The organism is Herpetosiphonaceae bacterium (assembly GCA_036374795.1).
Classification (GTDB): domain Bacteria; phylum Chloroflexota; class Chloroflexia; order Chloroflexales; family Kallotenuaceae; genus LB3-1.
The window spans coordinates 63962-71537 of sequence record DASUTC010000342.1 but is presented as its reverse complement, the minus strand read 5'-3'; the positions used below and the strand labels follow the sequence as shown (position 1 = coordinate 71537).

The 7576-nt window shown below is 67.3% G+C and carries 6 protein-coding genes; all 6 read right to left on the bottom strand.

All coding sequences use genetic code 11. The annotated features are described in order from the left end of the window. Nucleotides 1–959: hypothetical protein (locus VFZ66_26550; GenBank protein ID HEX6292773.1), on the bottom strand; the 959-nt coding region annotated here is incomplete at its 3' end. A gap of 220 nt (nucleotides 960–1179) precedes the next feature. Continuing rightward, on the bottom strand, nucleotides 1180–2397 hold the full coding sequence (locus VFZ66_26545) for a nucleotidyltransferase family protein (protein ID HEX6292772.1): 1218 nt from the start codon (nucleotides 2395–2397) through the stop codon (nucleotides 1180–1182). Next, nucleotides 2390–4258, bottom strand: coding sequence for an ABC transporter ATP-binding protein (locus VFZ66_26540; GenBank protein ID HEX6292771.1), 1869 nt, complete (start codon nucleotides 4256–4258; stop codon nucleotides 2390–2392). Before VFZ66_26540 ends, VFZ66_26545 begins: the two co-directional genes overlap by 8 nt. Nucleotides 4259–4274: 16 nt before the next feature. Next, the gene (locus VFZ66_26535; GenBank protein ID HEX6292770.1) at nucleotides 4275–5216 is read right to left on the bottom strand and encodes a hypothetical protein; all 942 of its coding nucleotides are present in this window, start codon (nucleotides 5214–5216) and stop codon (nucleotides 4275–4277) included. Nucleotides 5217–5233: 17 nt separating this feature from the next. Then, nucleotides 5234–5407 carry a hypothetical protein gene (locus VFZ66_26530; protein HEX6292769.1) on the bottom strand — a complete coding sequence of 58 codons (174 nt, stop codon included), beginning with the start codon at nucleotides 5405–5407 and terminating at the stop codon, nucleotides 5234–5236. Nucleotides 5408–5538: 131 nt separating this feature from the next. Then, nucleotides 5539–7515, bottom strand: a complete 1977-nt coding sequence (locus VFZ66_26525) for an asparagine synthase-related protein (protein ID HEX6292768.1) — start codon at nucleotides 7513–7515, stop codon at nucleotides 5539–5541. Nucleotides 7516–7576: the final 61 nt, after the last annotated feature.

The window sequence follows — 7576 nt, the reverse complement described above, 5'->3', positions numbered from 1 at the left end:
GTTGGGATCGGATACTCGGTGATTGTCCCTGTCGTCGTGATCTGGCCGATCTTATCGGTTTCCGTAAACCAGAGGTTATTGCCAGCACCCGCGACGATCTCGAACGGCTGGCTATCGGTGGTGGGGATCGTGTACTCCGTCACCCCGCCCGCTGTCGTGATCCGCCCGATCTTGTTGCCAGCGCCTTCGACAAACCAGAGCGCGCCATCTGGCCCCGCCGTGATGCCGAGCGGCTGGCTGGCTGCGGTCGGGATCGTGAACTCCGTCACCGCGCCCGCCGTTGTGATCCGCCCGATCTTGTTGGTGCTGAACTCCGTAAACCAGAGCGCGCCGTCGGGACCTGTCGTAATGCCGGATGCGTCGCTGCCCGCCGTGGGGATCGTGAACTCCGTCACCGCGCCCGCTGTCGTGATCCGCCCGATCTTGTTGACCTCGGTGAACCACAGCGCGCCGTCGGGACCCGCCGTGATGCCGTAGGGCGCGCTATTCGCCGTGGGGATCGGATACTCGGTGATGGCCCCCGCCGTCGTGATCCGCCCGATCTTGTTGCCAGCCAGCTCGACAAACCACAGCGCGCCGTCGGGACCCGCCGTGATACCATAGGGCTCGCTGTTCGCCGTGGGGATCGGATACTCGGTGATCGTGCCCGCCGCTGTGATCCGCCCGATCTTGTTGCCGTCGGCCTCGGTGAACCACAGCGCGCCGTCGGAGCCCGCCGCAATCGCCAGCGGACCACTGTTGGCGGTAGGCACGCTATACTCGAAGATTTTAGCGGACGGTCCCTCAACGACGTTGAGCGCTGGCGCTGGCGCTTGCACGCGCGGATGGCGTGTCGGCAGCGCGCGCCGGGGCGGCTCTACCGCAGCCGAGGTACGATCGGCGGCAACGCCAATCGCAGCTAGCGCCAGGATCATCAATAGACTTAAGCGGAATGATGTGCTTCGACCCAGACATTGCATGATCGTTTCTCTTTCTTTTTTCTTGGACGTAGCGCGGATAGAGAGGCCATAGCTGATCCAGCCAGGGCCATGAATCTCAGCATCGCTTGAGCAGACCGGCGGAGAGGTAGCGCGCGATCATCGCCTGCCGAGCGACAATCGGGAGCACTCCGGCAACGTGTGTCAGATTGCGGGCGAAAGCCGCGACCATGGTAGCAGCAACCCCGATCTTCGCCATAGCCTAGTAGTCCTGCCTCCCGATCAGGTCTTTCAATGGTCGCATGCCATACCTGCCCAGCAGCTTAAGCGGACGGCACAGCGCGTACAGAAAGGACAGCGCCGCCGGGAGCGGCTGCACCGTCCAATCTTCCTCCGTCGGGCTGGTCAGCAGATACACACAGTACTGCACCCGATCGCGCAGCCGCTCGCGCACACGCAGATGAAAGCCTGCCCGCGTGCTGACCGTGAGCGGCGGTGCGGCATCGCGGAAGAGCCAGGCAGTGACATCGCGCGCCAGGGAGGGCAGCGCAGCGTCGGCGGCGATCCAGCCCGCCACCTGATCGGGCAGGACAGCCCCCAGGAGATCGCGGGCCAGCAGCAGCCCCAGCAGCAGCATGCGCTGCGCGCCGCTGCTCCGCGCCTCGCGCAGCACACGGTTCCAGTCCAGGCCGGGCCGCGCCCGCAGCAGCTCAGCCACATCGCAGATCCAGGCGACGCGCTCCCAGCAGTGGTTCGCGCCGTGGACGCACAGCAGCAGCAGCAGATCCTCCGGCGCGAGATTCAGCACCGCGCGTCCGCCGAGCGTCAGCGGCTCAAGCCGCCGCCACAGCCGATCGGGATCGACGTGGAAGGCGAAGTAGCGCGGTCGAATATCGTGGTGCAGCTCGACGATCGTGCTGCCGTCGGCGGAGACGAGCGGATAGACATACTGCGAGCGGAGATACGAGGCCGTCTGCCGCTCGGTCAGCTGCACCAGCGGCTCGAAGCCCTGCGCGATCAGCAGATCCCTGGCGCGCAGCATATCGCGGGTACGCACCAGCACATCCAGGTCGTCGAACTGGCGCAGCGCCAGATTGCCATAGGCGACCGTCGCCAGCACAGGGCCTTTGAGCGTGATCGCCTCGATGCTGTGGGCGCTGAACCGATCGAGCAGCTTGAGCAGCTCGCCGGTCAAAAAGAGCGAGTGTCGCGCCGAGAGCGCTGCCTGCTGCCGAAGCTGATCGAGCACCGGCTGCGGCACCGCGTCGGCACCGAGCGTCTGAAGCTGATGCGACAGCAGCGGCAGCAGCCGGTGCTGCTGCGCCAGCGCGATCACCTGCGTCCAGCGGATCTCCGCCCGCAGCAGCGCGCGAATCGTCGCCCGCTGCGCGGCATCGGCCTCTGCGCGCGCGCAGGCCAGCAGCAGCCGCGCCTCAGGCGTGAGCGCTGTCACCGCCGCGCCGGTCGATAGGCTAGACATACCGCACGACCGATCGCAACACGCTAAACTCATTGTGCGTTTCCAATTCATCGTCGCGGCTGGCCGTGAGCTGCGCCTGCCACGACTGGGCATACCGACCGCCAAGCGCCAGCAGCGCGGCGTGGCTGCCCGACTCGACGATCCGGCCCTCGTGCATGACGTGGATCATGTCGGCGCGCATCGCGATCGTAAAGCGGTGGGTGATCAGCAGCGCGGTGCGCCCGGCTGCCAGCGCCCGCAGCCGCTCGAACCACTCGGCCTCGGCCCACGAGTCCATAAAGCTGGTCGGCTCGTCCAGCACGATTACCGGCGACGAGCGCAGAAACGCCCGCGCCAGCGCGAGACGCTGCCACTCGCCGCCGCTAAGCTCGGTGCCCTCGGCAAACCATTTGCCGAGCAGCGTGTCGTAGCCTTGCGGCAGACGGCGGATCACCTCGTCGGCTCCGGCGCTGCGTGCGGCTCCGACAATCGCGGCCATATCGGGCGGCTGCACCACGTCGCCCAGCGCGATATTCTCGGTGGCCGTGGCATGGTAGGGCACCGGCATTTGAAAGAGCACCGCCAGCATGCGGCGCAGCCCGGCGACGGAAAACTGGCGAAGATCGGTGTCGTCGAAGGTGATTCGACCGGCTTCGGGATCGTAAAAGCGGCACAGCAGCTTGGTCAGCGTGCTCTTTCCGGCTCCGTTCTCCCCGACGATCGCCACGATCTGACCGGCGGGAACGCTCAGCGAAAAATCGCACAGCGCCGCGCGCTCGCTGCCGGGATAGCGAAACGTCACATCGCGAAACTCGATGCCCCTGCGCAGCGTTTGCAGGGGCGCGGCGGGCACCGGCGGATCGACGATCTGCGGCTTGAGATCCAGAAACGCGAAAAGATGGGCAAGAAACAGGCTGTTACTGTAGATCTGACCGACATCGCTCAGCAGCGCGCGCATCAGGGCTTGGCCGCGATGGAACGCCTGATAGAGCAGCGCCAGATCGCCGAGCGTCACCAGGCCATGCATCGCGCGCCAGACCATCCAGGCCAGCGCCGCGCCGCCGATCAGCACGCCAGCAGCGCCAGCGCCCATCCGCGCCAGGATCTGGCGCTCGATCAACTGAAGCCGCTCGCTGCGCAGCCGCCGCCGCAGTGTTTGATACGCCTGCCGGAAATGCCCGCCCAGGCCAAAGAGCCGGACCTCCGCCGCGCTCTCGGTGGTGCTCAGCATCCAGTCGTAATAGTCCGCCCGGCGGCGCGTCACCGTGCTGCGCTGCCACCATCCGTGGTAGCGCCAGTCGAAGCGCAGCGCGACGAGCAGCGCCGGAAGCGTGCTGCCCAGCAGCGCCAGCGGCAGCCACAGCGCGTAGGGCAGCAGCACCGCCGCCATCGCCGCCAGCGTGATGCTGTTTTGCAGCAGGCTGCCCAGGCTTTCGAGCAGCGCCAGCGGACGGCTGCCCGACTCGTCGCGCGCGCGGTGCAGATGATCGTGGTAGTCGGACGACTCGTAAAAGGCCAGATCGACCGTCGCAGACCTGTCATGCACCAGCGCGCTGATATGGTCGCGCGTTAGCTCGGCCTGTGCCGCGCGCACCCATTCGAGCACGCTCTGAAGCACCTCGGACAGCACCAGGCCCGCGATCAGCAGCCCGGCGACGAGCATGATCGCGGGCGTGATGCGCGGCTCCGCGCCCACCGCCGCGACGACGCCGTCGACCAGATGGCGGGTCAGATAGACCGTGAGCACCGGCAGCAAGCCCTGCACAACCAGCAGCGCGCACCAGGCCAGCGTCCAGCCCGATGCCGCAGCCCAGACCAGGCCCAGCGCGCGGGGCACGTAGCCGAGATGGGCAACCAGTTGACGCGGCCTTGTTGTCTGCATCGGGCGCTTCCTTCGTCTATCGAGACGTATTCGATGTGGCTTCGGCTTCCAGGCGTTGCACCATATCGGGCAGGGCCGCCAGCGCGTGGGGTCGGCTCAGGCGATAGACCGGCACCTGCTTAGCGGCCTGAGCACACAACTGAAAGTGTGCCGCCGTCGCGCCCTGATCGCCGATGATCCGCAGCGCGTAGGAGTGACGCAGCAGCTCGACAAACGACTCCTGCGGGCGGCAGCGCTCGATCGTCACCGCCGAGCCGTCCGCCAGCACGTAGATCCGGCTGAGCGCAAGCGGCGCGCTCGAGAACTGCTTATCAACGCGATACGCCAGACGCTCGTCGTCGGCATCGAAGCGGGAGAGAGCGGTGGGGGGATAGCCCAGCGCGGCGGCGGGCGCGGCATCCAGCTTGAGCCGTGGGATCGCCGGAAAGATCAGCGGCGGCGCGGCCTCGCGCAGGAGCAGCGCGGCCACATCGTCGGCCAGCACGGCGTGTCCACGGGCATGCAGCGCGGCGGCGGTCGTCGATTTACCCCCGCCGGACTCGCCCACAAACGCGACGACGTGCTGCCCGATCGCGGCGGCGCTGGCATGAAGCACTAGCAGGCCGCGCTGCTGGAGCAGCACGCCCAGCGCGGGGCCGAGCAGATAGATCCGCAGCGTCTGCTCGTCCGCCCGCGCCACAGGCTCGACGATCATCTCGCCGCCGTCGCGCACCAGGATCGTCCCGGCGTCGGCCCAGAACAAACAGGCTTCGGTGGGCGTGGCCCAGAGGCAGCGCTCGCCGCTGCGGACCATACCCGATGGGCGGGTAATCGCTCCGCGCCGAATCGTAATATCAGCCGTCGCGGCGGATGCGGCGATCAGCTCCGGCAGTGCCAGATCCGAGCGGATCGTCAGGCCGTACGCCTGGTAGGTGTAGGCCGGAGCGGGCGCGGCCTGGCGCGAACGTGCGGTAGTCATCCTGGGCAAGAAACTCGTTAGCTCTTGCGCGTGTTGGCGCGACCGTCGCGCTGGATGCCGCCGGTGCCGAGCGTCAGTTGCGTGACGCTGCCGAAGCAGCGCAGCTCAGGCGGCTGATATGGATGCTTCTCGGTCGGCTGCTCAGCCGGTGTTGAAGCCGGAACGGTCTGATCGGTCTGTGGCTGCTGCATGGTCTGGTCCTTTCTCGCCGGTTCGACCGGCTGGTGAATGATGGATTATGAAGAACAAAGAACCGGGTGCCGTGTGGGTATCCTTTGGGCATGGCGCGCGGCGCACAAAGAACAAAGGGACGACCCAGGAACTAAGAACTCGCAACTTGGAGGTTGGAACCTGACACTTGACACTTGACACTTGGAATGTGGCTGCTGCGCGGCGGAATCAGCTGGCGCATCGCTCCGCCGGTATCGATCGCGCGGAACCAGCCCTCAAGGCCCAGCAGCGCGATCAGGTAGCTGCTCGCGCCCGCCGAGCGCTCGATCTCTTCCCAGAAGGGCGCGGGCTGCGCGTAGCCGCGCTCGAAGATATGCACGACCGGGCTGCGCGCAAACCAGTCGCGGATCGCCGTGGGAGCCAGGCAGCGGTCGATCACCGGAGAGAAATCCACGCCGACATTGTCCACGCGCACGGCGTCGGGCAAAATGCCTGCCAGCGCCCGGCGATGATGCCAGCGGCTGGCGCGCAAAAAGGCGCGCTCCGTCGGCTCCCACTTGAGCGCGGCGGGCATTGCCAGCACCAGCTCGATCAGCCGTCGATCGCCGTAGGGATGCCGCCGCTCAAGCGGCTGTGGAAAGGCCATGGTCATCGGCACCATCGGCGGCGTAATATCCACCAGCGTGCTGCGCGCCACCGGACAGCGCACCTGGAAGCGCGTCTGGCGCACCTGGCGGATCGCGCGATCGACCTCACGGATGCGACGCTGAATCTGCGCCGGAAGGTAGCGCGGTAGCTCATCCACGCCCTGCCTGCGGCACTGCCACAGGCCCAGCCCGGCCTCGAAGATCGGCATGGGAGCCAGCGGCGCGACGCCATAGACGCACAGGCGGAGCAGCGCATCGCGCCACGAGTGTTGCAGATCGAGGCCAAACCGCCGCGCCAGCTCAGGCCAGCGCCGCCGCCGCAGCAGATCGAAGTAGACCAGCCCGGAGCCGCCGTTGAGCGCATCGCCCAGATCGCCGGTCAGCAGCACGCGGCAGCCCGCGCCCGCGACATCATCGTAAAGCCGGGGCACCGCGCGGGGCATGCAGAGCTCCTGCGGCCCCAGAATGCCGTAGGGCGTCCACTGGTGGTCCATGAACTGCGGCGCGTACAAATCGTCGGCGGGCAGCATATGCGAGCGCAGCGGGTAGCGCTCCAGCACCGGCAGGATTCGCGCGCGCTCGTCGACCTCCGGCACCGTATCGAAGACCAGCGAGAACGCATGCAGATCCGGTCGCTGATCGGGGTCGATACGTGCCGCGAGACTGGCGACCGCCGGAGAGTCGAGGCCGCCGCTCAGCTCGATCGCCACCTGCGGCTGACGGCTGCGCAGCCGGCAGCGAACCGCCTCGTCGAGCGTGTGCAGGTAGTGCTCAAGCATCTCACGCTCCGAGCGCCGGTCGGGCTCGCGCTCGTGCCACTGCCAGAAGGCGCGCACCTCGACCTGCCCGTCCCGTGCCCGCAGCAGCGATCCGGCGGGCAGCGCGTGAAAGCCGCGAAAAAGGCCCTGATCCCAGCCGTTATACCAGTGATAGGCCGGAGTCAGATAGGCCAAGACCTGCTCCTCGTCCACATCCAGCGGCACGGTCGTGTCCTGCAAGATCTGCATGCGATCCGAGGCCAGCAGCAGCCGCGCGCGGTCGGCGTAGTAGAAAAGCTGACGCGATCCTGACAGATCGCGCGCCGCGAACAGGCTGCGATGCGCGCCATCCCAGATCACAAACGCGAAATCGCCGATCAGCCGCTCGACACAGGCCTCGCCCCAGGCCAGATATGCCGACAGAATCAGCGCGGCGTCGGTGTTGCTGTCGAGCAGATAGCGCTGCGGCAGCATCCGGCGCAGCTCGGCGCGATTATCGATCCGGCAGCTCGCGGCGATGCGCAGCTCGCCCGCTACCACGGGCACGCCCGGCTCGTCTTCGGGCAGCGTCGCCAGATCGGCCTGCGCCAGCCCAAACGCGCCGTCGGCCCAGCTCCACGCGCCGTCGGGACAGCGGCGGCACATGCAGCGATTCATCGCGTCGAGCAGCAGCGCATCGACGGGCCGCTGATCCCAATGCACAACTGCGGCAATCGCGCTCACAGCCAGCGCCTCCGGGCACCGCGCGTGCGCCACGCGCCGCAGCGATCATTAGCCTGGAGCC

Bases quoted from the DNA above. Each gene is read 5' to 3' on its own strand.
- VFZ66_26535 (HEX6292770.1), bottom strand. From the start codon at position 5,216: ATGACTACCGCACGTTCGCGCCAGGCCGCGCCCGCTCCGGCCTACACC.
- VFZ66_26540 (HEX6292771.1), bottom strand. From the start codon at position 4,258: ATGCAGACAACAAGGCCGCGTCAACTGGTTGCCCATCTCGGCTACGTG.
- VFZ66_26545 (HEX6292772.1), bottom strand. From the start codon at position 2,397: ATGTCTAGCCTATCGACCGGCGCGGCGGTGACAGCGCTCACGCCTGAG.
- VFZ66_26530 (HEX6292769.1), bottom strand. From the start codon at position 5,407: ATGCAGCAGCCACAGACCGATCAGACCGTTCCGGCTTCAACACCGGCT.